The organism is Burkholderia sp. AU17457, from assembly GCF_002223255.1.
GTDB lineage: Bacteria > Pseudomonadota > Gammaproteobacteria > Burkholderiales > Burkholderiaceae > Burkholderia > Burkholderia sola.
The window spans coordinates 1,779,345-1,803,867 of record NZ_NKFB01000005.1; the positions used below are offsets into that span (position 1 = coordinate 1,779,345).

A 24,523-nucleotide genomic window follows, 5' to 3' on the forward strand; every position below is an offset into this window, starting at 1 on the left:
CTTTCTGGTTGATTTGATTACTGCCCGCTTTCGTCAGACTAGGCTATATCAAAGTCAAACCGTTTTCCAGTCGATATTTTCCCAACGGATCAACGGCCGACGATTATGTACTTTTTTTACTTTCTGACGGACACGCAGTAAAAACATCCGACACACTCTTCGCCGGCTTTCCTTGATTTTTCGCAAAGATAGCGGTTGTGCCGCATCGGTGGAAACACCGATATATCGCCCTGATTCAATACGCGCGGATTTTGCATCGCAATATTTTTACCGCGATGAATGACCCATGTAGATAATCAACGTCCGCTTAATAAATCGATCGGATCTGGATTATGGAACTGTCGGTGAAATTGTTTTGATTTTTCGCTCGCACGAATCTGTAACGCGAATCGTTATTATTTATTCATTGCCCGTGACATTCGCGCGGCCGGCGCGAGACGACGGGAAACCGGAGAAAACAAACGAAACCGCCCGCACCGGAAGCGCGCGCTTGCGGGCCGCCCCGTCACGAAAACAGGCGCATCAGATAAAGCATCGGCCGAAACGAAACCGGCCGCGCATCGGGATTCACCCACAGCCGCACCGCATACACCGCGTAGGCCGGCACCTCGCGCCAGCTCGAATAGAGATCGCGCCACTGGAAGCGGCGCGGATACGCGGCGGAGATGTTCGACCGCGCAATGCCGACGCGCTCGAACGCGAGGCGCGCCCGCGCGAGGTGGTAATACTGGCTGACGATCAGCACGCGCGACAGGCGATGCGCGCGCAGGTAGGCAAGCGTGTGCTGCGCGGTCGCGAGCGTGTTGTCGCCCTGGTCGTCGACGGCGATCCGGTCCGCCGGCACGCCGCGCGCCACGAGGTAGTCGCGCATGGCCGTCGCCTCGTTCAGCCCGGGGCCGTCGATCGCGCCGCTGACCAGAAACGCCGGGCACTGCCCCGCGCGGTAACAACGCACGCCGACATCGAGCCGGGCCGCGAGCACGGGCTTCGGCGCGCCGGTTTCGTCGAGCGCGTTGCCGAAGATCACGGCGACGTCCGCCGGGTCGCTCGGCATCCGCATGCCATGGACGACGATCGCGGCGGCCGCCGCTGCCCAGACGCACGCGACGACGGCCAGCACGCGGCCGGCCCGGGCCGCGAAGCCCCGTTTGGTTCGATGTTTCAAGGTATTGGGTCTCTCAGGTGTCGTCGGGCGCGTCGGCCGGCCCGGCCCCGAACGGGCGCGTCACGCTAGCACGGCGCGCCCGCGCCTGTCCATGCGATGGACCGATGCCCGCCGAGCGGGCCGGCCACCGGGAGATCGAAAGAATGTGAAGGCGTGCGCCGGGCCGCGGCCGGCAGCACCGGCCGGCTCAATCGGCCGGGCACATCGCGAGCCGCCCCATCGCCTCGCCGGCGCCGCGCACCGCGCAGGTGGCCGGCTCGTCGGCGATCCGCGCGACCAGCCCGGTCTCGTCGTACAGCAGGCGTTCGAGATCGGCGAGCAATGCGCCGCCGCCGGTGAGCACCACGCCGCGATTCGCGATGTCGGTCACGAGTTCGGCCGGCGCATTTTCCAGCACCGACTTCACCGCGCCGATCACCTGCTTGAGCGGTGCGGCCAGCGCGTCCGCGACGTCGTGATTGGACAGCTCGACCGAGCGCGGCAGGCCGTCGCCGATGCTGCGGCCGACGGCGCGGGTCGACGTGCGCGGCACCGCGCTGGTGGCCGAGCCGATCGTCTTCTTCACGTGCTCCGCCGTCTGCTCGCCGAGCAGCACGCCGTACAGGTTGCGGACGTGGTTGACGATCGCCGCGTCGAACTGGCTGCCGCCGACGCGAATCGCCTCCCGGTACACGATGCCGCCGAGCGCGACGACCGCGACTTCGGTCGTGCCGCCGCCGATGTCGATGACCATCGAGCCGACCGGCTCGGTCACCGGCAAACCCGCGCCGAGCGCGGCCGCCAGCGCTTCCTCGATCAGTTCGACCTCCGATACGCCGGCCGCGAACGCGGCCTCGCGGATCGCGCGGCGCTCGACGGCCGTCGCGTCGGACGGCACGCACAACGTGACCTCGACGCGGCGGCTGAAGCGCGAGCGGGTGCGCGACATGTCGATGAAGCTGCGGATCATCTGCTCGGCCGCATGCGCGTCCGCGATCACGCCGTGCCGCATCGGCCGCACGGCTTCGAGATGCCCCGGTTCGCGGCCGAGCAGCGCCTTCGCGAGCTCGCCGACGGCCTCGAGCGTCGGCCGCGCGTCGCTCGCGCCGCCCTTGCGGAAGCAGACGACCGACGGCTGGTTCAGCACCACGCCGCGTTCGTGCGTATAGATCCGCGTACTCGCCGTTCCCGGGTCGATCGCAACGGGTTGCGCAAACAACTTTCCGAACAGCGGTGTCGACATATCAAACCTTTGTGAGGGAACGGGCCGGGACAGCCGCGCCGCACATTTTGCCGCGCGTCCATGCCGCCCCATCACGAGCTTAGCGGCAAATCGTTCCGATACTTTAGGCAATTCCGATGATTTTTTCGCGGCGGAATTGCCGGATGGAGCGTTTCGGGCACGTCCGTCCACGCAACGGCCGCTCGCGTCGGGCCTGTAAAACACGGTAATCTCTCGGTCTTGCCTGCTCCCGGCAGGCCTCAGACGCACGATCACGCCAGGTATGTTCACCATGACAGCGACCGTTTCCTTCCGCCGGGCGCCGGTGCGCCCGCTCTGCACGACGCTCGTTGCCTTCTGGTGCTGCACGGTCTTCGCGCAACCGCTGCCGGCCGCCGAACCCGCCGCCGCCCAGACCGCTGCCGCCAATGCGCCGGCTGCCCCCGCACCCGCCGCACCCGCTGCGGCGGCGCACACCTGCACGGCCGACGGCGGCCCGGCCGGCCGACCGTCGATCGGCCTCGTGCTGTCCGGCGGCGGCGCGCGCGGCTACGCACATCTCGGTGTCCTGAAAGTACTGGAGGACAACCGGATTCCGATCGACTGCATCGCGGGCACCAGCATGGGCGCCGTGGTCGGCGGCCTGTACGCGAGCGGGATGGCGGCCGACGAGATGCAGAAGCGGCTGTCCGAGGTCAACCTGGCGGATATCGCGTTCGACGTGACGGACCGCGCGGACCTGCCGCAAACCAGCCGCGAAGACGAACGCCTGTACATCAACGGGCTGACGCTCGGCTTCGGCAAGAAAGGCGTCAAGGCGCCGGTCGGCCTCGTCCAGGGCAACCGGCTGCAGGCACTGCTCGCGAACTGGACGGCCGCCGTGCCGACCAACCAGCCGTTCGACCAGCTGCCGATCCCGTACCGCGCGGTCGCGACCGACCTGCAGACCGGCCAGATGGTCGTGCTCGACCACGGCTCGCTGCCGCTCGCGATTCGCGCGAGCATGGCGATGCCGGGCCTGTTCGCGCCGGCCGAGATCAACGGGCGCGCGCTCGTGGACGGCGGCCTCGTCAGCAACCTGCCCGTCGACACCGCGCGGCAGATGGGCGCGAACGTCGTGATCGCCGTCGACATCGGCTCGCAACTGCGCCCGCTCGACGCGCTCGCGTCGCCGGCCGACGTGATGCAGCAGATGGTCGGCATCCTGATCCGCCAGAACGTGACCGCCCAGCGCAAGCAGCTCGACGCGCAGGACGTGCTGCTCACGCCGGACCTCGGCGCGCTCGCGTTCACCGATTTCCAGAACGCGAAGCAGGCGATCGCCGCCGGCGAGATCGCCGCGACCGCGGCGCTGCCGAAGCTGCGGCGGTTCGCGCTCACGCCGGAACAGTACGCGGCCTACCGGTCCGCGCACGCGCAGCCGCTGCCGCCGCCGATCCGGATCACGCGCATCGACATCAAGACCAGCGGCGGCGTGCCGAAGCGCGTCGTCAGCAACGCGCTGCACGTGAAGCCCGGCGACATCTACGATCCGAAGACCGTCAGCCAGGATCTGCTCGGGCTCACGACGGGCGGCAACTTCGAGAGCGTCACGCAGCAGATCGTGAGCCGCGGCGACGACAACGTGCTCGAGATCGACGCGCGCGAGAAGTACTGGGGGCCCAACTTCCTGCTGTTCGGGCTCGGCATGTCGAGCAGTTCGACCGACGAAGGCGGCTTCCGCCTGCACGTCGGCTACCGGCGGCCGTGGCTCACGGAGTCCGGGCTGGAATTCCGCGCGGACACGACAATCGGCAGCGACCTGCAGTCGGCGCGCGTCGAATTGCGCCAGCCGCTGTCGACCGCGTACGGCGTGTACCTGTCGCCGTACGCGGAATACCAGCGTCGCTACGCGAACCTGTACGACGACTCCGGCGACGTGAAGATCACGCAGTACCTGATGCAGACGGCGCGCGCCGGGATCGACCTCGGCCTGCCGATCGCGCGGCTCGGCGATTTCCGCGTCGGCCTCGGTTACGTGACGGGGCACGGCTCGCCGACCTACAACCTGCCGTTCCCGGCCGACGACGGCAGCGGCCAGAGCCTGCTGTGGCCGAGCTTCACGTCGCAGGCGCTGATCGCGCGGGCGCGGCTCGTCATCGATCAGCTCGACGATCCGATGTTCCCGCGCAAGGGTTATTTCGGCGAACTGCGGGTCGAACGCTCGCTGGTGTCGCGCAACGGCGGCTCGGCGCAGGCATTCGCCGACGAGACCAGCAACGCGCCTTATACCGAGATCTACGGCAAGGCGATGATTGCGCAGCAGTTCGGCCGGCACAGCGTCAGTGCGACGATCGAAGGCGGCAAGAGCATCGGCGGCACCAACCTGATCAACGCGTTCAACTTCACGCTCGGCGGCTTCCAGCATCTGTCCGCCTATGCGGCCGACCAGTTGAACGGCAACGAGCTCGCGTACGGGCAGATCACGTACATGAACCAGTTGATGACGTTCAACGCGTCGCCGGTCAAGGCGCTGTCGGTGGGCGCCAGCGCGGAGGTCGGCAACGTGTGGTCGAGCGGCCAGAAGATCGGCGGCGGCGCGCTCAAGCAGAGCTACACGTTCTTCACGAGCCTGTCGACCGCGTTCGGGCCCGTCTATATCGGCGTGGCGCTCGCACCCAGCGGCCGACGCAACTTCTACCTGCAGCTCGGCCGCACCTACTGAGCATGCACGGATGCCGCGTCGGCGGCATCCGTGCCGAGCGTCGCGCGACGTCGCACTAGACCGGCCAGCTGATCTCGAACCGCGCGCCGCCAAGTTCGACCGGATCGACGACCGCGATCCGGCCGTTGTGCGCGTGGAGCACCTGCCGCGTGATCGAGAGGCCGAGCCCGTAGCCGCCGGTGCGACGGTCGAGACGCACGAACGCGTCGAAGATCCGTTCGCGCTCGCTTTCCGGCACGCCCGGGCCGTCGTCCTCGACGAAGATCCCGATGTTGCCGTGCACGAGCGCGATCCCGACGACGATCCGCGCGTTCGCGTACTTGCTCGCGTTGCGCAACAGGTTGCGCATCGCATACGACATCAGCCGACGGTCCATCTTCACGCGCAGATCCGATCCGATCGCGACGCGGGCCTCGATCGTACGGTCCGGATACAGCAGTTGCGCGTCGTTCACCTGGTGCTCGAACCACGCGACCGGCGCGGTCATCTCGAGGTTCGACTGCAGCGAGCTGTATTCGAGCCGCGCGTACGTGAGGCTCATGTCGATCAGCTCCTCGAGCTCGGTCACGTCCTGCGCGATGCTCTCGAGCGCGCCCTGGTATTCGGCCGCCGAACCCGGTTCGCGCAGCATTTCGAGCGCGAAGCGCACGCGCGCGAGCGGCGTGCGCAGTTCGTGCGAGATCCCGTTCGTCAGATCGCGCTGCGCGGCGATCAGCCGCTCCATGCGCATCGCGAGCGCATTCAGCGTGCGCGCGAGCGGGCCGATGATCACGCTGTGCGATTCGCGGGCGCGCGTGTTGAAGCGCCCGCCGGTGAAGTCGATCGCACGCTCGCGCACCATCACGAGATCCGACCAGACCGGCCGCATCCACCGGTACGCGGCGAGCGCGGGCGCGGTGAACACGAACGCGAGCACGATCCAGATGTCGCCCGGCAGCGAATCGAACGCATGCCACACGACCTGCGGCGACAATTCGACGCACAACGCGAGCGCGGGCACCAGCGCGGTGAGCAACACGAGGCCGATCAGATGCAGGTAGGTGCGCACGTACAGGCGCGACCAGCTCGGAATGCGGTCGGCGCGCGTGTCGGTCCACGCGCGGCGGAAATGCAGCCAGCGCCATTTGACGTAGCGCAGCGTCGGCAGCGGCGGTGCATCGGGGTGCGAACGGGTTCGTCGAATCATCGCGGCTCCCGGCCGGCGGGCGGAATGCCCGCGCGGAACGTGACGGCGTCGCGCGACGGCGGCGTCATTCCCACGCGTGCTTGCTGAATTGATAACCCTTGCTGCGGATCGTCTTGATCCGCTGCGGGTTGCTCGCGTCGTCGCGCAGCTTGCGGCGCAGCTTCGAGATGCGCCCGTCGATCGTGCGGTCGAGGCCGTCGAATTCGACGCCGCGCAGCTGCAGCATCAGATCATCGCGGCTGACGACTTCGCCCGCGTGGCACACGAGCGCCCACAGCAGGTCGAATTCGGCCGACGTCAGATCGGGCGTGCTGCCGTCGGGCAGCACGACGGTGCGGTCGGTGCGGTCGATCGAGAACTTGCCGAACGCGTAGCGCTCGGGCTGCGGCGCGGTGCTCTCGGCCGCGCGCGCGGGCGCGCGGCGCAGTTGCGCCTTGATCCGCGCGAGCAGGATGCGCGGCTCGACCGGCTTGTGCACGTAGTCGTCCGCGCCGAATTCGAGGCCGAGCAGCTCGTCGAACGGTTCGTCGCGCGCCGTCACCATGATGATCACGCCGTCGTACTGCTTGCGCGCCTCGCGGCAGATTTCGAAGCCGTCCTTGCCCGGCAGGTTCACGTCGAGGATGACGAGATCGGGACGAATGGACAGGATCGCCGGCACCGCGGCATCACCATGCAGCACGGTGTCGACTTCATAGTCGTTCTTGCGCAGGTAGCCGGCGATCAGCGTGGACAAGCGGGTGTCGTCTTCGACGAGCAGGATGCGAAAAGACATGGGCGGCGGTCGGATCATCGGGGAAGCCACGGGGGCGCCGGCGGGTGCCGGACGCCGGCCCTCGGCCGAAACGTACCGCATGATACTGCGCCAGCCGCTCGCCTGTTTGCCGGTCTTGAAAATAAGGGCGCGATTCGGGCCGCGCTTGACGAATCGGCGCCGGGACGGTTCCATACGGGCTCGCCGGAATCCGGCCGTGCCTCTACCCTGCCTGACGTGATGAATTACCAATCGATTCTTGAACGCATCCACACCGAACTCGCCCCCTGGATCGGCCAGGGCCGGGTCGCCGACTACATCCCCGAACTCGCGAAAGTGCCCGCCGACAAGTTCGGGATGGCCGTCGTAACGCTCGACGGAAACGTTTACACCGTCGGCGACGCGCACGAGCGCTTCTCGATCCAGAGCATCTCGAAGCTGTTCGCGTGCACGCTCGCGTTTCAACTGCTGGGCGACGCACTGTGGGAACGGGTGGGCCGCGAGCCGTCCGGCACCGCGTTCAATTCGCTGGTCCAGCTCGAAAGCGAGCGCGGCAAGCCGCGCAATCCGTTCATCAACGCCGGGGCGCTGGTCGTCACCGACGTGCTGTGCCGCCGCTTCGTGAAGGCCGAGACGGCGCTCGTCGAATTCGTGCGGCGGCTGATCGGCGCGAACGACATCAACTACGATTCGCGCGTCGCGACGTCGGAGCTGCAGCACGCGGAGCGCAACCGCGCGATGGCGCATTTCATGGCGAGCTTCGGCAACATGCAGATGCCGCCTGATACCGTGATCGACGCGTATTGTCGGCAGTGTGCGATCGAGATGAATTGCGTCGAGCTGGCCAGTGCCGCGCTGTTTCTCGCGAACGGCGGTGTCGCGCCGGCAACCGGCGAGCGGATCGTCGATTCGAGTTCCGCGAAGCGGCTGTCGGCGCTGATGCTGACCTGCGGCACCTATGATGCGGCCGGCGATTTCGTGTATCGGGTGGGGCTGCCGGCGAAGAGCGGCGTCGGCGGCGGGATCGTCGCGGTGCTGCCGGGGGAGATGGCCGTGTGCGTGTGGGCGCCGGGGCTGGATGCGAACGGGAACTCGTTGGCGGGCACGCTGGCGCTGGAGTGGTTGACGACTTATACGGGAAGGTCGATTTTTTGAAGGGGCGAAGTCGAGCGCGCGTCATTTGCCGCAACGGCGACAGGTAAATATCGGCGTACCCCCTGATGGCTCATACAAAAGATTAAAAGATGAAAATATTGCCGATCGCCGCACTAGGAATTTCATTGTTTTCTCAACTATCCGCAGCCTTTGCGGATAGTGACAACGGGAAAAGGATCTTCCTGGCGAGATGCGCCATGTGCCACGGAGCAGACGCCCGAGGAACGGGACCGTTGGCCAACAAAAGCCGCCCGCCCACGCCCGACCTTACGACACCCGCCTTCAAAAAACGGCTTAATGACTATCCGGGCGTCATCGTTTCATCCGTCATACTTCGTCCAAACGGAGATCTGATTCCAAAAACCTTGCGGGAAAATGGCGTAAAGCTGCCTCCACATCCATGGACGGTTAAAGATTTTCGCGATCTGAATCAATATATGACTGGATTGATTTTAAAGAAATAGCGCGCTGAACCCCCGGATATACCGGCCGAGCGATTTCATCCATTCGCCGTATCGACGGGTCGAATCCGCAGGCCGAGGCGCTCTCACGCGTACGCGTCAGTCCGGCATCCCGTCATGGTCTCCGAGCGGTCGGGTGGGCCAGTCGACCCATCGGTCCGCGCGGGTAAGTTCGTACGCTTCGTTGAGCGGGTAACGGATACGGTTGTCGTCGCGAGGACGTTCGCCGATCACCATCAACCTGACTTCATCGTTCGTATTGTTGATGAAGGTGTGACAAATTCCGGTGCCTGCCGGAAACGCGACGGAATCGCCCTCGGCAACCGGGTGAAGCACGCCGTCGATCCATACATCGGGCTTGCCTTCGAGCACGTACACAAACTCCTGCTCGGTACTTTCGGCGTGCGGATATGACGTCCGCCGTCCAGGCAGCAGCCTGACATGATGGATTCCGATACGCGTAATGCCGAGCGCGGCGGAAAGCGGCGCGTCGAGCGCCATTGGCTCGGTATCGCCGCGATAGGAGTGCGCATCCGGTTCTTCGAGTTCAGTCCAGTGCTTAATGAAATCTGGCCGGCTCATCGGGTTTTCTCCTTTAAGTTGAACGTCCATGATAGCGGCTTGCAGAAAGGACAAAACGCGTCCGCAGCGCGCAGCATTTTGGACGTCGGGCTGCAACCGACGCGAGCGACCGTTTCGCCGATCCATGTTGACGCTGGAGTCGTTGACGGCTTATACCGAGCGGTCGACTCCTGGAACGACACGCACGAAACATTCAGATGCGATTTGCCAACACCACGGAGAACGTCATTCATGAACGAGGAAAACGCACCGGATATCGAAATGGCAACCCACTCACCCGCCACTGATGACAACGCGCGCGCTCAAAGCACGATCGACCGGATTCCCCGCATCGCGCCATCCCAAACCGCGCTGCTCGTCATGCATTACCAGACCGACATCCTCGGCCTCTTCCCGTCGGTCGCGCCTGAACTGCTCGCCAATACGCGCCGGCTATGCGATGCCGCACGAGCGGCCGGCGTCGGCGTCTGGTTCGCGAATCTCCGGTTCAGCCCCGGTTATCCGGAAGTCAGCCCGCTGAACAAGAACGGCCAGGGCATCAAGCAGCTCGGCCTGTTCATCGACGATGCCCCGTGCCCCGAACTGGCCAGGCAGCCCGACGAACCGCTGATCCTGGCCCACCGCGCGAGCGTGTTCTTCGGCACCGATCTACAGGCGCGTCTCATCGCACAGGGCGTCGATACGCTGATCATGGTCGGCATCGCGTCGACCGGCGTGATGCTGTCGTCGATCGCGCATGCGAGCGACGCCGATTTCCGCCTCTACACGGTCAAGGATTGCTGCTACGACCCGGACCCGATCGTCCACGAGCATCTGTTCGCCACCGCGTTCGAATCGCGCACGACGGTCCTGTCGCTCGCGGATGCGCTGCGGCTGCTGGCGTAACGACGGACTCGTGGCACCGCCGTTCGAAACCGTCCTCCAGACGGCGGCTTACCGGGCTGCCGCCCCGATCCCCGCCAGAATGAGGTCGATGCCGGCCAGGAACTGCGCGCGCTCGTCGTGCGCGGCCAGTTGCGCCGCCACCTTATGCACGAACGGATACTGCGCCGATTCGAGCTGCGCCCACCGCTCGGCAACGGTCGCGACGATCTCCGTCGGCCCCGTCTCGCGCGGATGCAGCCGCGCGCCGGCCGCATACTGGCCGGCCAGCCCGAAGATGTAGTGCATCAGCGCCGACGCCGCGTTGAATTGCGCGGGCTCGGGCACGCCCAGCGCCTGAAGCTGACCGCCGATGCGCTCCAGAATCCGCAGCACCGCCTGCTGCCACGGCTCGCGGAACAACTGCGCACCTACCCACGGATGCGCGCTGAACGCGTCGAACAGGCGCAGCGCGATGCGCCGGAGCGCTTCGGCCGCATCACCGTCACGCTGCGTCGGCACGTCCGTCAGCGCAGCCGCGATCACTTGATCCGCGGCCGCTGCCAGCAAATCGTGCTTGTCGGCGACATGCCAGTAGATCGCGCCGCTTCCGGTCGCCAGGTGCGCGGCGAGCGCGCGAAACGTCAGCGCGCCCTCGCCTGCATGGTCGAGAATCGCGATCGCGGCCTCGACGATCCGCTCTTTCGACAGCGCGTCCGCACGCCGCTCGGTCCGTTTGCTGGTTTTCATGCGCGCTAGCTTGACACATCTGGAACATCGTTCCAACATCTCGCCGATGGAACAATGTTCCATTACTTTCCCGAAGAGTGCGCAATGCCGGCGCGTACCGCCCTTTCGACCACGCCGGGCCGCTTTGACCCAAAACCGAGCCATCGATGAATCTGTCCGTCACCCATGATGTCGTGATTGCCGGCGCTGGCCCTGTCGGCCTGTTTCTCGCGTGCGAGCTGCGCCTTGCCGGTGCAACCGTGCGGGTGGTCGAGCAAGCGGACGATCCGGAATCCCCGCTGAAGCATCTCCCGTTCGGCATGCGCGGCCTGTCCGCGCCGGCGATCGACGCGCTCTACCGCCGCGACCTGCTCGCCGGCATCGCGCTGCCGGCCCGCGCAACGGACACCGCGCACTGGATGCAGCAAGCGCGTCGTCCGGCCGGCCATTTCGCCGGCATCCCGTTCTTCCTCGACGACATCGATGCGTCGCAGTGGCCGTACCATCTGCCGGGCCCGGCCGGCACGCACCTGGCGACCGACATCGCGCGAATCGAAGCCGTGCTGACCGCCCGTGCGCACGCAACGGGCGTCGAGATTCGGCGCGGTCTGATCGTCGAGGGTTTCGACCAGTCGGACGATGGCGTCATGCTGCACGCAGGCGGCGAGACATTCCACGCACGCTGGCTCGTCGGCTGCGACGGCGGCCGCAGCGCGGTCCGCAAGGCCGGCGGCTTCGCGTTCGCCGGCACCGACGCCGAGTTCACCGGCTACTCGATCGAAGCCGAGCTCGCCGATCCGGGCGCGCTGCTGCCGGGCCGTCACACCACGTCGGCCGGCATGTACACGTACACGCCGCCCGGGACCGTCGCGCTCGTCGAGTTCGACGGCGGCGCGTTCCACCGGAGCGGGCCGATCACGCTCGAACATGCGCAGGCCGTGCTGCGCCGCGTGTCCGGCACCGACGTCACGTTGACCGCGCTGCGGCTCGCCACCACGTGGACCGATCGCGCGTACCAGGCATCGACGTACCGCGACGGCCGCGTGCTGCTCGCGGGCGATGCCGCGCACATCCACTCGCCGCTCGGCGGCCAGGGGCTCAATCTCGGGCTCGGCGATGCGATGAATCTCGGCTGGAAGCTGGCCGCGACGATTCGCGGCGACGCGCCGCCGGGCCTGCTCGACAGCTACACGGACGAACGACATCCAGTGGGCGCGCGCGTGCTCGACTGGTCGCGTGCGCAGGTCGCGCTGATGCGGCCCTCGCCGGGCTCGCGCGCGCTCGCGGTGATCATGCGCGATCTCGTCGACACGCGCGACGGCGCGACGTACTTCGCCGAACGTCTGTGGGGCGTGTCGCTCGCGTACGATTCCGGCAGCGGCCATCCACTCGTGGGCCGCGGCGTTCCGGACTTCGAACTGGTCGACGGCACGCGGCTCGGCGAACACGTCAGGCACGGCAAGGGCGTGCTGCTGGACTTCGATGCGAACCAGCCGCTTCGGGCCGTGGCAGGCCGCTGTCGCGACCGCATCGCCTATATCGCGAGCGACGCGAAAGACCGGCTCGGATTGCGTGCGGTACTCGTGCGCCCGGACGGTTTCGTCGCGTGGGCTTGCGGCGACGATGCGGACGTGGACGTCGACGCCGCCACGCAGGCGGTCACGCGATGGTTCGGCGCGCCTTGCGCGGCACATTGAGCGCAGCCGCCCAATGCAGGAAGCGGATGTGTGTCGCCGACCGCCAAACGCGCATGCGTGCCGGCCACGGCGCGCCCGACATCCTCGATGTGCCCACAGCCCACGACGTGCGCGATATCGCGCACGTCGGCCGCCCTCCTCACTTCGCGATAAACACCCCCGACGTCGGGCACGTACCCTGCGTATTGCCGTCCGTCACGAGCGACGCGGCGCTCGGAAACTGCGCGGTCGCATTCGTCTTCACCGCGATCCATGCTTCGGTGAAGTAGCTCACGCCGTTCGTCTTCGTGCATTTCAGCGAAACCGCGCTGCGCGTGTTGCTGCCGAACGCGCCTTCGAACGCCGACAGCAACTGGTTACGCGTGACCGTCTTGCCCGCGTTCGCCTGCAGGAACGCGTTGAACGACGTGTTGCCCAACCGGCTGATCATGCCCGACGCCTGGTTCCAGTAAGCATCGGGCGTCGCCGAATTCGAACAGGTGCCGTGCTTGAACCATTCGTGCTTGTCGAGACACGATGCGACGCCCGGCATGTACGTCGACAGCGTGTTGCGGGTCGCGCTGCTGATCGGGTACGCGTCCATGCTGCACCACTCGTGCGCGTTGTCGAGGTCGATGTCGTTCTGCGGCACGCCGCAGTAGAACGGCTGGTTCCCGTCGTAGCGGTTCGGCCACAGCCCGTGCAGCGACAGGCTCGTCGCCGCATACGAGCCGGCGAGGTTCGTGCATTCCGGTGTGTCGTGCGACGCGCAGAAGCCGGGCTCCCACGACGCGGCGAGCAACAGGTAGTCGTAGCTGGTCTGCGCGGCGGCGTGCAGTGAAACGGAAGCGACGGCGAGTGCGGCGGCGGCGCGGGCGAGCGTCTTGAGCATGGCGTGTTTCCTCGGAAAAGGCTTGCGGTCGCGGGATGCGCCGCAAGATTGTCGAATGTCTGCCCGCGATTGTTGCCGCCGCAACGTGGCACGAATGTGAAGGTGCACGAAAGAATGCGCGTTTCGCTCAGGTGCCGAGCTGCGTGCACGCCCGTGCCGACGCTTCGGGGCCTTCGAGCGAGAGAATCTGCCACACGCCGACGCTGACGCGCCGGCGCGCGGCCGTCGACGGATCGGCCAGCAACGCCTCAACACGCGGTGCGGCATCGGGCGCCTTCTGCTGCAGCGCAGCGTGGTGCCGCGCACGCGCCGCCGGTTCCGGCTCGTACACGTCGCACAGGCGCACCATGCCGGCGAGGCCGGCCAGCGTATCGTCCTTGTCGATCGCGGCCGGCTCGACGGGCACGAGCCCGTCGCGCTCCGCGGGCGGCAGCTTGTTGCGCGCGCCTTCGTCGATCGCCGTGGCGGAAGCCGGCGGCAGGCCGCCGATCGCCGCGACGATCCGGCTGCCGACGGCGATCATGTCGCCCTGGCACGCGATCTTCTCGGCGGCCGCGACGTTCGAGCAGAACGACACCGACATCCGGTACACGTCGTTGCTCATGCGCGGCACGTCGTCCGTGCCCGCCTGCGCGAGGCCGGTACTCGCCAGCGCCAGCGCCAGCACCAGCGTCAGCGCGGCGGGCGTCAGGATGCGGAACGCTCTCGTCTCGTTCATCGTTGTCGTCCGTGGGTTTTTATGGCGGGCAATCTCGCCGGGCCGCACGGTGGCGCCCCTTGTGATACCGGGCCCTCATCCGGCGCCACGCGTTCATTTCATCGATGCTGCCTCCGATCCGCCGGGCGACAGCGCCGCACTGTCCTGCTCGCGCCACGCGCGGCGCGACGCCATGATCGCGCTCACCGCCGAGCGCGCGACCTTCCACCACGCGAACGGACGCGGATCGGCGAGCATGCTGAGCGCGCGCGCATAGTCGAGCGTGAGCCCGGGCGTCCACGCCATCGTCACCGCGCGCTTGCGGATCTGCGCGGCCACCCACAGCTCGGGCGTGAGCAGCAGCCGCACGAATGCGCCCCACCCGGCCCGCTCGCCCTTCAACCGCCACACTGCGCCGTCGAGCGCGGCCTCGAGCGCATTCGACACGGTGCTCGAGCAGTTGCGGTGCGTGAGGTTGTACGTCGTGTTCTGCCGGTACGACGACCAGAACGCGTCGAGCTTGGCCGGATCGTAGTTGCGGATGCGCACGCGCACGGTCGACGGGCACCACGCCTTCGACTCGGTCGCATAGTCGGGCTGGAACAGGCCGGGCACGTCGTTCTCGCGCGTTGCGCGCAGGATGCGCGTGAACTCGTCCGGAGAACGATCGATTTCGACACCCGGATACAGGCTGATGTAGATGCCCTCCGGCGACTCCAGCGCCGCATGCCCGGTCGAGATCACGCCGTTGACGTCCACCGCCGCGATGTAGCGGTCGATCACCGGATAGCGCTGCGCTTCGGCCTTCGACGTGCCGGTCGGTGTCCATACGTGCACGGTGAGCGCGCGCTCGCCGTCGGCCGGCGGGCCGTCCCATTCGGATTGGGCGAACTGCGGCAGGCCCTGCGCATCGTCGAGATCCGGCGCGAGAGCCGGCGCGGGCGACGTCGCGAACGCCGGGTTGCGCGTCAGCCGCCGCACGCGCGCGGCGAGGCTCAGCATGTGCATGCCGCCGAACATCAGCAGCAGGCCGAGGCAGTACGGCACGGTGCCCGCGTAGTGCGTCGGGTACGGCTGAAAGAAGAAGATCGCCAGCAGGATCTCGACGACGCCCCACGAGAACGCGACGTGCCAGCGGCGATAGCGCACCATCCATGCGGACGTGCACTGCAGCAGCCCGTCGACGAGAAACAGCGTGCCGAAGATCATCGACAGCAGGAAGTGGCCGTGATGATGGCCGGCAAACACGAGCCCCGCGGCCGCCACGACCGCGATGCCCTTCACGTAGCGCAGGATGCGCTGCCCGCCGACACCGCTGCCGGCCACCGCGAGCGTCGCGAGCCCTTCGATCAGGAACAGCCACGCGAACAGCTCGATCGGGAAATGCAGTGCGCCGTCGAGCGCATCGACGAAAATGCCGATACCCGCGACGACCCACAGCCAGCCGAGCACGGTCAGCCCGCGCCAGCGGGTTCGCAGATATTCGATGCCCAGCAGCAGCAACACCAGTCGTACCATTGCGCCCTCGTATCTTTTTCGGGACACGCGCGGCCTCGCGTTCCCTGTCGTGTCGGCCGGCACGCGCCGCTCTGGCCGAATAATAAGATATGGCGGAGCCGGTTGAAAGCGTCGCGGAAACGTTTTCGATGGAGCGAGGACGGGCGCGGCTGCCCGCTGCCGCGGCAGGGTTCGGGTTCGACAACGTGCGGCGGATACGCGAGAATCCGGCTTCCGAGGGCGAAAGCCACCCAACCGAACCGCACAGACGGGACAACAAGAAATGAGCCTATCCATCACGCGCCGGCGCCTGCTGGCCGCCGGCGTCGCCGCAAGCAGCCTCGCACTGTCGGGCTGCTTCACGCCGAAGCTGTACAAGAACGACGCGTACAGCGAACACGTATCCGCATTCATGATGACCGAAGACGGCAAGAAACTGGTCGTCCTCGGCACGCGCTACCATTACATCTTCGATCTGCCGGCCCGATTACGGCCCGTCCTGCTGTCCGGCTACCGCAAGTCGGTACGCACGACATTCGCGGACTTTCATGCGAGCGGCGGCAGCGTCACCGGGCATTACCGGATCGTGCTGCCGAAAGACGCATCGGACGACGATCGACGGGCCGCTTCCGCCGACGGCTTCGTCAGCGAGCCGGCCGGCCTCGTGCTCGAAGGCGACATCGACGGCAAGCGCTACTCGACGGAAGGCTTCGTCGAGAAGGACAACGCGGCCGCGCAACCCTTCAACCGCCCGTACTCGGTCTACATCGTGGAATCGCCGTCCGTCGTCGGCATGGGTCTGCGGATTCTCGCGACGCCGATCACGGTGGCCGCCGACGGCGTACTCGTGCTGGGCGGCATCGTGCTCGTGCCGTTCGCGGCCATCGCGATCCAGGCAAGCGGCGGCATCCGGATCATGTAACGGTGCGGTAACCACGCGCCCGGCACGGCCGCAACAGGAGCATCGCCATGACCGCCTCACCGCTTCATTCGTCCTCGCTCGGCCCGCAACTGAAGCGCTGGCGCGCGCTGCACCGCGTGAAGCAAAGCCATGCGGCCGAACTGTTCGGCGTCGCGCAATCGACGATTTCGCGCTGGGAGGCCGGCCTCCAGCAAATGTCGCCCGACGAGCGCGCGACGGCCGAACGGCTGCTCGCCGCGCGCATCGATTCGGCGGGCGACCGCGCGCTCGCGCGGCTGATCGCCGGCAGCGCGGGCCGCATGCATCTCGTCTGCGACCTCACGCACCGCCTGCTTGCCGGCTCGCCGGCGCGCGCGGCCGAGTTCTCGCAGCCGCTTTCGATGCTGCTCGGCACGTCGCTGTGGCGCTACGCGACGCCGGAAATCGTCCGCATGGAAGCGGCGCTCGACCCGCTCGGCTGGCACGATCGCGCGGGGCCGCCGAGCGTCGAATTCGACACCGGCGCGAATGCGTCGCGCATCGTGCCGATTCGCGGCAGCCGGTGCCGATGGACGCGGATGACGCTATCGGACGGCTCGGCCGTGCGGCTCGTGGAAACGCTCGACGCCCGCTGACGCGCCGCGCATATTTCATGCGTGGACGACGCGCGGCCGGCCCGCGTACGCTTGACGGCTCATCGCAAGGACTCCGACCATGAATTCCGATACGATCCACGCGCGGCTCGATTTCCTGCGCGAAGCCGAACGCCTGAAGAACGTGCTGCGCAGCGGCTACACGTCGGCCGGACGCCCGGAAAGCACGGCCGAGCACAGCTGGCGACTATGCCTGATGGCGCTCGCGTTCGCCGACGCGTTGCGCGGCGTCGACACGCTGAAGTTGCTGAAGCTGTGCATCGTCCACGACCTCGGCGAGGCGCTGCACGGCGACATCCCCGCGATCGAGCAAGCCGCGCACCCCGACAAGAGTGCACACGAACGCGACGATCTGCTGACGCTGACCGCGTCGCTCGACCGCACGCTGCGCGACGAGATCGTCGCGCTGTGGGACGAATACGAGGCGGCCGCGTCGCCGGAGGCCCGTGCGGCGAAGGCGTTCGACAAGCTCGAAACGATCCTGCAGCACAACCAGGGCAGCAATCCGCCCGATTTCGACTATGCGTTCAACCTCGGCTACGGCCGGCGCTACACCGACGCCGCGCCGCTATTCAGCGCGATCCGCGAGATCGTCGACGCCGATACGCAGCGCAGGATCGATGCGGGCGGACACCGCGCGTAAGCGCGCGGCATCGGGCGACCTTCACGCTCGCGCACCGGGACGAATGGGCATCGACGCCGGAGCAGGTCGACACGCTGACCGCGCTCGATGAGGAACGCGACCGGCCGATGACGACGATCTTCGCCGCGCGGCGGTAACGCCGGGCGCCGCCTTTTCACAGATCGCAACAATTGCGCGGTCTGGCCGACCGCATGGGTACGGCATCCGCACAATTCAGCACAATTTCCACACGATGCGGCGCGAATTCGTCGCTTACCATGAGCGCCTGATTCGATTCGGCACGCCTGCGCGACGCGTACGCGGCTTCCGTCGCGGGCAACACGCCCGACATGCGACGTCGACCGGATCGTTCCGTTCGGCCGCACGCATCGCCGGCGCCGGCTTCATCCTCGCTGCATGCTCATGACCCAGAAGACCCATCGCCGCCGGCGCCTCGTGCTGGCTACCCTTGCCGTCGTCGCGATCGCCGCCGGCCTCACGCTGAAGGCCTGCGCGCCCGCCAAGCCTCCGCAATACCTGTCCGCGCCCGTCACGCGCGGCGATCTCGAGAACGCGGTGCTCGCGACCGGCGCGCTGCAGGCGTTCAGGCAGGTCGACGTCGGCGCGCAGGTGTCGGGGCAGTTGAAGACGCTGAAGGTCAAGCTCGGCGACAAGGTCACGAAAGGTCAATGGCTCGCCGAGATCGATCCCGTGATCTCCGAAAACGCGCTGCGCCAGGCGCGCGCCAGCGAAGAAAGCCTGCGCGCGCAGCAGCAATCGGCGGCGGCACAGCTGACGCAGGCCGAACTCGCGTTCCGCCGCCAGCAGGCGATGCTGCCCGACGACGCGACGTCGCGCGAATCGTTCGAGGCCGCGAAGGCGACGCTCGACGTGCAGCGCGCGACCCTCGCGTCGCTCGCCGCGCAGATCCGTTCGGCCCGCATCCAGATCGAGACCGCCCAGGCCAACCTCGGCTACACGCGCATCGTCGCGCCGATCGACGGGGAGGTCGTCGCGATCGTCACGCAGGAAGGCCAGACCGTGATCGCGCAGCAGCAGGCGCCGGTGATTCTGAAACTCGCGAATCTCGACACGATGACCGTGAAGGCGCAGGTGTCGGAGGCCGACGTGATTCGCGTGAGCGCCGGCCAGACCGCGTATTTCACGAGCCTCGGCGAACCGGACAAGCGGCACTACGGCAAGCTGCGCGCGATCGAACCGGCGCCGCAGAACTACGCCGACGTGCAAAGCCCGCTCGGCGGCGGCGCGAAGCCGAACGCCGCCGTGTTCTACAACGCGTTGTTCGACGTGCCGAATCCCGAGCACCGGCTGCGCATCGCGATGACCGCACAGGTCAACATCGTGCTCGGCGACGCGCGCAACGCGCTGATCATCCCGGCCGCCGCGCTCGGCGAAAAGCGCAAGGACGGCACCGTCGCGGTACGCGTGCTGCGCGCCGACGGCAGCACGGAAACGCGCCATGTCCGCATCGGCATCAACAACAACGTGCGCGTCGAAGTGCTGGCCGGCCTGAAGGACGGCGAGCGCGTGGTGATCGGCGAAGCATCGGCGGACGAACGCGCACCGCTGGCGGACGTGGTGTAACGATGCGCCAGCCCCTGCTCAAGCTCGCTGCCGTCACGCGGCGATTTCCGGCCGGCGACAAGGACGTCGTCGTCCTGAACAACATCAACCTGTCGATCGACGCGGGCGAGATCGTCGCGATCGTCGGCGCGTCGGGGTCCGGCAAGTCGACGTTGATGAACATCCTCGGCTGCCTCGATCATCCGAGCGAAGGCACGTACACGGTCGGCGGACGCGACACGCACATGCTCGACAGCGACGAGCTCGCGCAGTTGCGCCGCGAGCACTTCGGCTTCGTGTTCCAGCGCTATCACCTGCTGGCGCACGTCGACGCGGTCGCGAACCTCGAAATGCCGGCGATCTATGCGGGCACCCCGCGCGCCGAGCGGCACGCCCGCGCCCACGCGTTGCTCGCGCGCCTCGGGCTCGCGGATCGCGCGCATCACCGGCCCGGGCAACTGTCCGGCGGCCAGCAGCAGCGCGTGAGCATCGCACGCGCGCTGATGAACGGCGGCCAGGTGATCCTCGCCGATGAACCGACCGGCGCGCTCGACACGAAAAGCGGCCAGGACGTGATCCGCATCCTGCACGAGCTGAACGCGCTCGGCCATACGATCGTGATCGTCACGCACGACAAGGCCGTGGCGCGCCATGCACGGCGCATCATCGAGATCAGCGACGGTGAGATCGTCGCCGACCGGCCGAACCGCCAGTACGCGGAAGCGCTCGCGGAATCCGGCGTCGCCGCGGCCGCAAACGCCGTGACGCCCGAAACGGCAACCGACACGCCGTCCGCACCGGCTTCCGACGATGCCCCGTCGCCCGCCGGCGCCGACACCGATCCCGCCCCGCGCGCCCGATGCTTCGCAGCCGGCACCGGCCGCTTCACCGAAGCGTGCCGGATGGCGTGGATCGCGCTCGTATCGCACCGGCTGCGCACGCTGCTGACGATGCTCGGCATCGTCATCGGCATCACGTCGGTGGTATCGATCGTCGCGGTCGGCGAAGGCGCGAAGCGCTACATGCTCGAAGAGATCGGCAGCATCGGCACCAATACGATCAGCCTCTATCCGGGCACCGACTGGGGCGACAGCCGCGCGGACGCGATCCAGACGCTCGTGCCCGCCGACGTCGCCGCGCTCGCCGAGCAGCCGTACGTCGACAGCGCGACGCCCGAAACGTCGCGCACGCTGCTGCTGCGCTACCGCAACATCGACGTCCACGCGCTCGTGAGCGGCGTCGGCGACAGCTACTTCCACGCGCGCGGGATGCGTTTCGCGCTCGGCGTCCCGTTCGACGACGATGCGGTGCGCCGCCAGGCGCAGGTCGCGGTGATCGACCAGAACACGCGCCGCAAGCTGTTCGGCGCGACGCGCAATCCGGTCGGCGAAGCGATCCTGGTCGACAACGTGCCGTGCGTCGTGATCGGCGTGACGGCCGACAAGAAAAGCGCATTCGGCAGCGTGAAGAGCCTGAACGTATGGCTGCCGTACACGACCGCGAGCGGGCGCCTGTTCGGCCAGCGCCATCTCGACAGCATCACCGTGCGCGTGCGCGACGGGCAGCCGAGCGCCGCAGCCGAAAAAAGCCTCGAGAAGCTGATGATCCAGCGCCACGGCCGCAAGGACTTCTTCACGTACAACATGGACAGCGTGGTCAAGACCGTCGAGAAAACCGGCCAGTCGCTGACGCTGCTGCTGTCGCTGATCGCGGTGATCTCGCTCGTGGTTGGCGGGATCGGCGTGATGAACATCATGCTGGTGTCGGTCACCGAGCGCACGCGCGAGATCGGCATCCGGATGGCGGTCGGCGCGCGCCAGTCCGACATCCTGCAGCAGTTCCTCGTCGAGGCCGTGCTCGTGTGCCTGCTCGGCGGCACGATCGGCATCGCGCTGTCGTTCGGGCTCGGCGCGCTGTTCTCGATGTTCGTCGCGCAATGGAAGATGGTGTTCTCGGCCGGCGCGATCGTGACCGCGTTCGTGTGCTCGACGCTCACCGGTGTGATTTTCGGGTTCATGCCCGCGCGCAACGCGTCGCGGCTCGATCCGATCGATGCGCTCGCGCGCGACTGACGAAACATGGCCATCACGCATTCCTCCCCGCTTCACCGTCTCGGCGCATTCGCGTGCGCGGCCGCGCTGCTCGCCGGCTGTGCGGGCACGCGCCACGATCCGCTGCCGGCCGTCGCGATGCCGGCGAACTGGGCCGCGCCGGTCGCGGCCGACGCGCCGGCCGCCACGCGCGACTGGTGGCGCAGCTTCGGCGATCCGCAACTCGACGCGTTGATCGACGATGCGCTGCGCGCCAACAACGATCTCGCGATCGCGGCGATCCGCGTGTATCGCGCGCAGTTGCAGGCCGGGCTCGTCGATACGAACCTGACGCCCAACGTGACGCTCGGCGCGAACGGCGCCGTGTCGCATACGCTCGATACGCACCGGACGAGCCGCTCGAGCGGCGTCAACGGTTCGCTCAGCTACGAAATCGACCTGTGGGGCCGGCTGGCCGCGCTGCGCGATGCCGCGCACTGGGAAGCCGACGCGACGGCCGCCGATCTCGAGGCCGCGCGGCTGTCGCTGATCAGCACGACCGCGGCGCTGTACTGGCAGATCGGCTATCTGAACCGGCAGATCGCGCTCGGCGACGCGAACATCGCGTATGCGGAACGCACGCTCGCGCTGGTGCGGTCGCGCCACACGGCCGGCGCCGTGTCGGGGCTCGACCTCGCGCAGGCCGAACAGAGCCTCGCCGCGCAGCGTGCCGCGCAAACGCAGTTGATCCAGCAGCGCACCGAGAACCGCCACGCGCTCGCGATCCTGTTCGACCGGCCGCCGCAGCAGCGGGCGGCCGAACCGTCGGCGCTGCCCGATACCCCACCGCCCGACGTGGCGGCCGGCCTGCCGGCCAGCCTGCTCGGCCGGCGCCCCGACCTGCGCGCGGCGGAATTCCGGCTGCGCGAGTCGCTCGCGCAGGTCGACGCGACGCGCACGAGCTTCTATCCGACCTTCACGCTGACCGGCAGCGCCGGCACGACGAGCACGAGCCTCGAGCGCGTGCTGGCGAACCCGGTCGGCACGCTCGGGCTCGGCCTCGCGCTGCCGTTCATCCAGTGGAACACGATGCAGTTGCAGATCAGGGTGTCGAAGTCGCAGTACGAGGAAGCGGTGGTCGGCTTCCGCCAGCGGCTCCACACCGCGCTCGCCGAAGTCGAGAATGCGCTGTCGGCGCGCGTGCAGCTCGAACGCGAAGCCGAACAGCGCGCGCTGTCGCTCGCGCAGGCGCAGCGCGCCGAACGGCTGGCCGCCGCGCGCTTCGCGGCCGGCGCGACCGCCGTGCAGCCGTGGCTCGACCAGCAGCAGGTGCTGAGGAGCGCGCAAAGCGCCAACGAACTGACACGCCTGAACCGGCTCAACAATCAGATGACGCTGTACCGCGCGCTCGGCGGCGGGATCTCGTGAGCGGCCGTCACACGCCACGCGCCACGCGCCGCGCGACGGTCCGGCCGCGTCATTCGCACACGGCCGCCCCGCGCCGCGCCGGCGCGAACGCCACCGCGCTCGCGGCCGCGAGCACGGCCACGCCCGCCGCGCCGTACACCATCACCCAGCCGAAGCCGTGCACGAGCGCCGCGTGCAGTGCCGCGCCGCTCGGGTCGGCCTGCGCGAGCGCCGGCGCGATCGCCTGCAGCCCGTCGGTGCGGCCCGACGCGATTTCCTGCGCGAGCCGGCGCAGCGCCGCATCGCCGATCGCACCGGCCGGGCCGCCCTGCAGGCTCGCGACGATCCCCGCCACCAGCACGAAGCCCATCGCCGCGATGTTCAGCGCAAGCGAGATCATCCGCGCGCTCATGTCGATGCCCGACGCCATCCCGGCCCGCGCACTCGGCACCGCGCCCGTCGTCGTGTTGGTGACCGGCGTGTTGGTCAAACCGAGCCCGATGCCGGCGATCACGCAACCCGGCAGCATCGTCAGCCAGCTCGCCTGATCGGCCGCGCTGCCGAGACGCATCAGCACGAACCCGGCCGCGATCGTGAACAGGCCGCCCGGAATCACGACGCCCGGCCCGTAGCGCAGCGCGAGCCGTTCGCCGAACGGCGGCGCGATCAGCGTCGGCAGCGTGTACGCGAGCAACGCGAGGCCGGCCGTCACGCTGTCGTAGCCGAGCGCGACCTGGAACCAGATCGGCAGGTAGATCATGAACGGCCAGAAGCTGAAGTTCATCCCCATCGAGCCGAAGATCGCGCCGGTGAACGCGCGGATCCGGAACACCGAGAAGTCGAACATCGGCCGCGCGCTGGCGCGCTCCGCGATGAAGAAGCCGATCACCGCGAGCACGGTCGCGCCGAGCACGCCGAGGCCGGCCGCGCTCGTCAGCCCGAGCTCGGCGCCTTGAGTGATGTAGAACGCGAGGCCGAGCACCGCGAGCGACAGCGTGACGATGCCCGCGACGTCGAGCGTGCCCGCATGCGGATCGCGCGATTCCTGCACCGCGCCGCCGATCAGCACGAGCGCGACGGCCGCGAGCGGCGCATGGACGAGGAACACCCACGGCCAGCTCGCCAGCGCGACGATCGCGCCGCCGACGATCGGCCCGAACCCGAGCCCGATGCCGAACACGATCCCCCAGATCCCGAACGCGCGACCACGCTCGCGCCCCTCGCGGAACTGGTGCGACAGCACCGCGATCTGGCAGATCAGCATCGCGCCGCCGCTCGCGCCCTGCAGCAGCCGGCCCGCGACGAGCACCGGCACGTTCGGCGCGAGCCCGCACAGCAGCGACGTCGCGCCGAACAGCACGGTGCCGATCACGTACACGCGTTTGCGGCCGAACCGGTCCGCGAGCGTGCCGGCCGCCATCAGCACCGTCGTACACGCGATCGTGTACGCGTTCATGATCCACTGCATGCCGTTGAAATCGCCATGCAGCACGTGTTCGAGCGTCGGCAGGATCACCGGCACGCTCGAGATTTCGAGGCCGAACATCAGCGACGTGAGACAGACGGCCGCGAGCGCGACCGCATTCCTGCGGGAGTCGGATAGCGTCATGCGTATTGCGCAGCGGCCCGGCGACAGGCCGCGCGCCTCCAGGTCAGTAGGATTCGCCGCGTGCGGGCGGCAACGCACGCTGGACGGGAATCGGTACTATAGTGAGAATTTGCATCTCCATTGACGCACGCACTTCCATGCACTGGGGAATCTCCGG

Annotated in this window: 21 protein-coding genes; 11 read left to right on the forward strand and 10 right to left on the reverse strand. The window is 67.8% G+C overall.

Features of this window, described 5'->3' with window-relative positions:
- Window positions 1-505 precede the first annotated feature (505 nt).
- Entirely contained in the window at window positions 506-1,165 is a 660-nt protein-coding gene (locus CFB49_RS25255; protein WP_069617341.1) for a YdcF family protein, read from the reverse strand.
- A 187-nt stretch (window positions 1,166-1,352) separates the two neighbouring features.
- Window positions 1,353-2,387: a rod shape-determining protein gene (locus CFB49_RS25260; protein ID WP_089492617.1), complete on the reverse strand. Its 1,035-nt coding sequence runs from the start codon at window positions 2,385-2,387 to the stop codon at window positions 1,353-1,355.
- A gap of 271 nt (window positions 2,388-2,658) precedes the next feature.
- Between CFB49_RS25260 and CFB49_RS25265 the strand changes: the two genes are divergently transcribed.
- Window positions 2,659-5,070 carry a patatin-like phospholipase family protein gene (locus CFB49_RS25265; protein WP_089492845.1) on the forward strand — a complete coding sequence of 804 codons (2,412 nt, stop codon included), beginning with the start codon at window positions 2,659-2,661 and terminating at the stop codon, window positions 5,068-5,070.
- A 55-nt stretch (window positions 5,071-5,125) separates the two neighbouring features.
- Here the strand turns inward: CFB49_RS25265 and CFB49_RS25270 are convergent, their stop codons facing one another.
- Entirely contained in the window at window positions 5,126-6,256 is a 1,131-nt protein-coding gene (locus CFB49_RS25270; RefSeq protein ID WP_069617343.1) for an ATP-binding protein, read from the reverse strand.
- A gap of 64 nt (window positions 6,257-6,320) precedes the next feature.
- A complete protein-coding gene (locus CFB49_RS25275) occupies window positions 6,321-7,031 on the reverse strand; it encodes a response regulator (RefSeq protein ID WP_006498855.1) in 711 nt (236 codons plus the stop codon).
- A gap of 219 nt (window positions 7,032-7,250) precedes the next feature.
- Here CFB49_RS25275 and CFB49_RS25280 point away from each other — a divergent pair, with 219 nt between their 5' ends.
- A complete protein-coding gene (locus tag CFB49_RS25280) occupies window positions 7,251-8,165 on the forward strand; it encodes a glutaminase (protein ID WP_069617344.1) in 915 nt (304 codons plus the stop codon).
- 89 nt (window positions 8,166-8,254) lie between these two features.
- On the forward strand, window positions 8,255-8,629 hold the full coding sequence (locus CFB49_RS25285; protein ID WP_089492618.1) for a cytochrome c: 375 nt from the start codon (window positions 8,255-8,257) through the stop codon (window positions 8,627-8,629).
- 96 nt (window positions 8,630-8,725) lie between these two features.
- Here the strand turns inward: CFB49_RS25285 and CFB49_RS25290 are convergent, their stop codons facing one another.
- Window positions 8,726-9,208: a cupin domain-containing protein gene (locus tag CFB49_RS25290; protein ID WP_069617345.1), complete on the reverse strand. Its 483-nt coding sequence runs from the start codon at window positions 9,206-9,208 to the stop codon at window positions 8,726-8,728.
- Between the two features lie 231 nt (window positions 9,209-9,439).
- Here CFB49_RS25290 and CFB49_RS25295 point away from each other — a divergent pair, with 231 nt between their 5' ends.
- Window positions 9,440-10,093 (forward strand): isochorismatase family cysteine hydrolase, encoded by a 654-nt coding sequence (locus CFB49_RS25295; protein WP_089492619.1) that lies wholly within the window; start codon window positions 9,440-9,442, stop codon window positions 10,091-10,093.
- A gap of 48 nt (window positions 10,094-10,141) precedes the next feature.
- Here the strand turns inward: CFB49_RS25295 and CFB49_RS25300 are convergent, their stop codons facing one another.
- The gene (locus CFB49_RS25300; RefSeq protein ID WP_084044144.1) at window positions 10,142-10,819 is read right to left on the reverse strand and encodes a TetR/AcrR family transcriptional regulator; all 678 of its coding nucleotides are present in this window, start codon (window positions 10,817-10,819) and stop codon (window positions 10,142-10,144) included.
- A 146-nt stretch (window positions 10,820-10,965) separates the two neighbouring features.
- Between CFB49_RS25300 and CFB49_RS25305 the strand changes: the two genes are divergently transcribed.
- Window positions 10,966-12,495 carry an FAD-dependent monooxygenase gene (locus CFB49_RS25305; protein WP_089492620.1) on the forward strand — a complete coding sequence of 510 codons (1,530 nt, stop codon included), beginning with the start codon at window positions 10,966-10,968 and terminating at the stop codon, window positions 12,493-12,495.
- 139 nt (window positions 12,496-12,634) lie between these two features.
- Here the strand turns inward: CFB49_RS25305 and CFB49_RS25310 are convergent, their stop codons facing one another.
- The 3 genes from CFB49_RS25310 to CFB49_RS25320 all read right to left on the reverse strand — a co-directional run bounded on the left by CFB49_RS25310 (window position 12,635) and on the right by CFB49_RS25320 (window position 15,581).
- Window positions 12,635-13,366 (reverse strand): ribonuclease T2, encoded by a 732-nt coding sequence (locus tag CFB49_RS25310; protein WP_089436868.1) that lies wholly within the window; start codon window positions 13,364-13,366, stop codon window positions 12,635-12,637.
- Between the two features lie 127 nt (window positions 13,367-13,493).
- Window positions 13,494-14,084 (reverse strand): hypothetical protein, encoded by a 591-nt coding sequence (locus CFB49_RS25315; protein ID WP_089492621.1) that lies wholly within the window; start codon window positions 14,082-14,084, stop codon window positions 13,494-13,496.
- Window positions 14,085-14,177: 93 nt separating this feature from the next.
- Entirely contained in the window at window positions 14,178-15,581 is a 1,404-nt protein-coding gene (locus CFB49_RS25320; protein ID WP_089492622.1) for an HdeD family acid-resistance protein, read from the reverse strand.
- A gap of 262 nt (window positions 15,582-15,843) precedes the next feature.
- Between CFB49_RS25320 and CFB49_RS25325 the strand changes: the two genes are divergently transcribed.
- The 6 genes from CFB49_RS25325 to CFB49_RS25350 all read left to right on the forward strand — a co-directional run bounded on the left by CFB49_RS25325 (window position 15,844) and on the right by CFB49_RS25350 (window position 22,778).
- The gene (locus tag CFB49_RS25325; protein ID WP_089492623.1) at window positions 15,844-16,482 is read left to right on the forward strand and encodes a hypothetical protein; all 639 of its coding nucleotides are present in this window, start codon (window positions 15,844-15,846) and stop codon (window positions 16,480-16,482) included.
- A gap of 47 nt (window positions 16,483-16,529) precedes the next feature.
- Entirely contained in the window at window positions 16,530-17,096 is a 567-nt protein-coding gene (locus CFB49_RS25330) for a helix-turn-helix domain-containing protein (RefSeq protein WP_089492624.1), read from the forward strand.
- 79 nt (window positions 17,097-17,175) lie between these two features.
- Window positions 17,176-17,757, forward strand: coding sequence for an HD domain-containing protein (locus CFB49_RS25335; protein WP_069617354.1), 582 nt, complete (start codon window positions 17,176-17,178; stop codon window positions 17,755-17,757).
- A gap of 402 nt (window positions 17,758-18,159) precedes the next feature.
- Entirely contained in the window at window positions 18,160-19,341 is a 1,182-nt protein-coding gene (macA, locus tag CFB49_RS25340) for a macrolide transporter subunit MacA (protein WP_069617488.1), read from the forward strand.
- A 2-nt stretch (window positions 19,342-19,343) separates the two neighbouring features.
- Window positions 19,344-21,392 (forward strand): MacB family efflux pump subunit, encoded by a 2,049-nt coding sequence (locus CFB49_RS25345; RefSeq protein ID WP_089492625.1) that lies wholly within the window; start codon window positions 19,344-19,346, stop codon window positions 21,390-21,392.
- A gap of 6 nt (window positions 21,393-21,398) precedes the next feature.
- A complete protein-coding gene (locus CFB49_RS25350) occupies window positions 21,399-22,778 on the forward strand; it encodes an efflux transporter outer membrane subunit (RefSeq protein ID WP_089492626.1) in 1,380 nt (459 codons plus the stop codon).
- A 49-nt stretch (window positions 22,779-22,827) separates the two neighbouring features.
- Here CFB49_RS25350 and CFB49_RS25355 read toward each other — a convergent pair whose 3' ends face one another.
- Complete coding sequence (locus CFB49_RS25355; protein ID WP_069617357.1) at window positions 22,828-24,366, reverse strand: MFS transporter; 1,539 nt, start codon at window positions 24,364-24,366, stop codon at window positions 22,828-22,830.
- Window positions 24,367-24,523: the final 157 nt, after the last annotated feature.

Coding starts and splice junctions, on each gene's coding strand:
- CFB49_RS25260 (WP_089492617.1), bottom strand. CDS start 2,387: ATGTCGACACCGCTGTTCGGAAAGTTGTTTGCGCAACCCGTTGCGATC.
- CFB49_RS25265 (WP_089492845.1), top strand. CDS start 2,659: ATGACAGCGACCGTTTCCTTCCGCCGGGCGCCGGTGCGCCCGCTCTGC.
- CFB49_RS25270 (WP_069617343.1), bottom strand. CDS start 6,256: ATGATTCGACGAACCCGTTCGCACCCCGATGCACCGCCGCTGCCGACG.
- CFB49_RS25275 (WP_006498855.1), bottom strand. CDS start 7,031: ATGTCTTTTCGCATCCTGCTCGTCGAAGACGACACCCGCTTGTCCACG.
- CFB49_RS25280 (WP_069617344.1), top strand. CDS start 7,251: ATGAATTACCAATCGATTCTTGAACGCATCCACACCGAACTCGCCCCC.
- CFB49_RS25285 (WP_089492618.1), top strand. CDS start 8,255: ATGAAAATATTGCCGATCGCCGCACTAGGAATTTCATTGTTTTCTCAA.
- CFB49_RS25290 (WP_069617345.1), bottom strand. CDS start 9,208: ATGAGCCGGCCAGATTTCATTAAGCACTGGACTGAACTCGAAGAACCG.
- CFB49_RS25295 (WP_089492619.1), top strand. CDS start 9,440: ATGAACGAGGAAAACGCACCGGATATCGAAATGGCAACCCACTCACCC.
- CFB49_RS25300 (WP_084044144.1), bottom strand. CDS start 10,819: ATGAAAACCAGCAAACGGACCGAGCGGCGTGCGGACGCGCTGTCGAAA.
- CFB49_RS25305 (WP_089492620.1), top strand. CDS start 10,966: ATGAATCTGTCCGTCACCCATGATGTCGTGATTGCCGGCGCTGGCCCT.
- CFB49_RS25310 (WP_089436868.1), bottom strand. CDS start 13,366: ATGCTCAAGACGCTCGCCCGCGCCGCCGCCGCACTCGCCGTCGCTTCC.
- CFB49_RS25315 (WP_089492621.1), bottom strand. CDS start 14,084: ATGAACGAGACGAGAGCGTTCCGCATCCTGACGCCCGCCGCGCTGACG.
- CFB49_RS25320 (WP_089492622.1), bottom strand. CDS start 15,581: ATGGTACGACTGGTGTTGCTGCTGCTGGGCATCGAATATCTGCGAACC.
- CFB49_RS25325 (WP_089492623.1), top strand. CDS start 15,844: ATGAGCCTATCCATCACGCGCCGGCGCCTGCTGGCCGCCGGCGTCGCC.
- CFB49_RS25330 (WP_089492624.1), top strand. CDS start 16,530: ATGACCGCCTCACCGCTTCATTCGTCCTCGCTCGGCCCGCAACTGAAG.
- CFB49_RS25335 (WP_069617354.1), top strand. CDS start 17,176: ATGAATTCCGATACGATCCACGCGCGGCTCGATTTCCTGCGCGAAGCC.
- macA (WP_069617488.1), top strand. CDS start 18,160: ATGACCCAGAAGACCCATCGCCGCCGGCGCCTCGTGCTGGCTACCCTT.
- CFB49_RS25345 (WP_089492625.1), top strand. CDS start 19,344: ATGCGCCAGCCCCTGCTCAAGCTCGCTGCCGTCACGCGGCGATTTCCG.
- CFB49_RS25350 (WP_089492626.1), top strand. CDS start 21,399: ATGGCCATCACGCATTCCTCCCCGCTTCACCGTCTCGGCGCATTCGCG.
- CFB49_RS25355 (WP_069617357.1), bottom strand. CDS start 24,366: ATGACGCTATCCGACTCCCGCAGGAATGCGGTCGCGCTCGCGGCCGTC.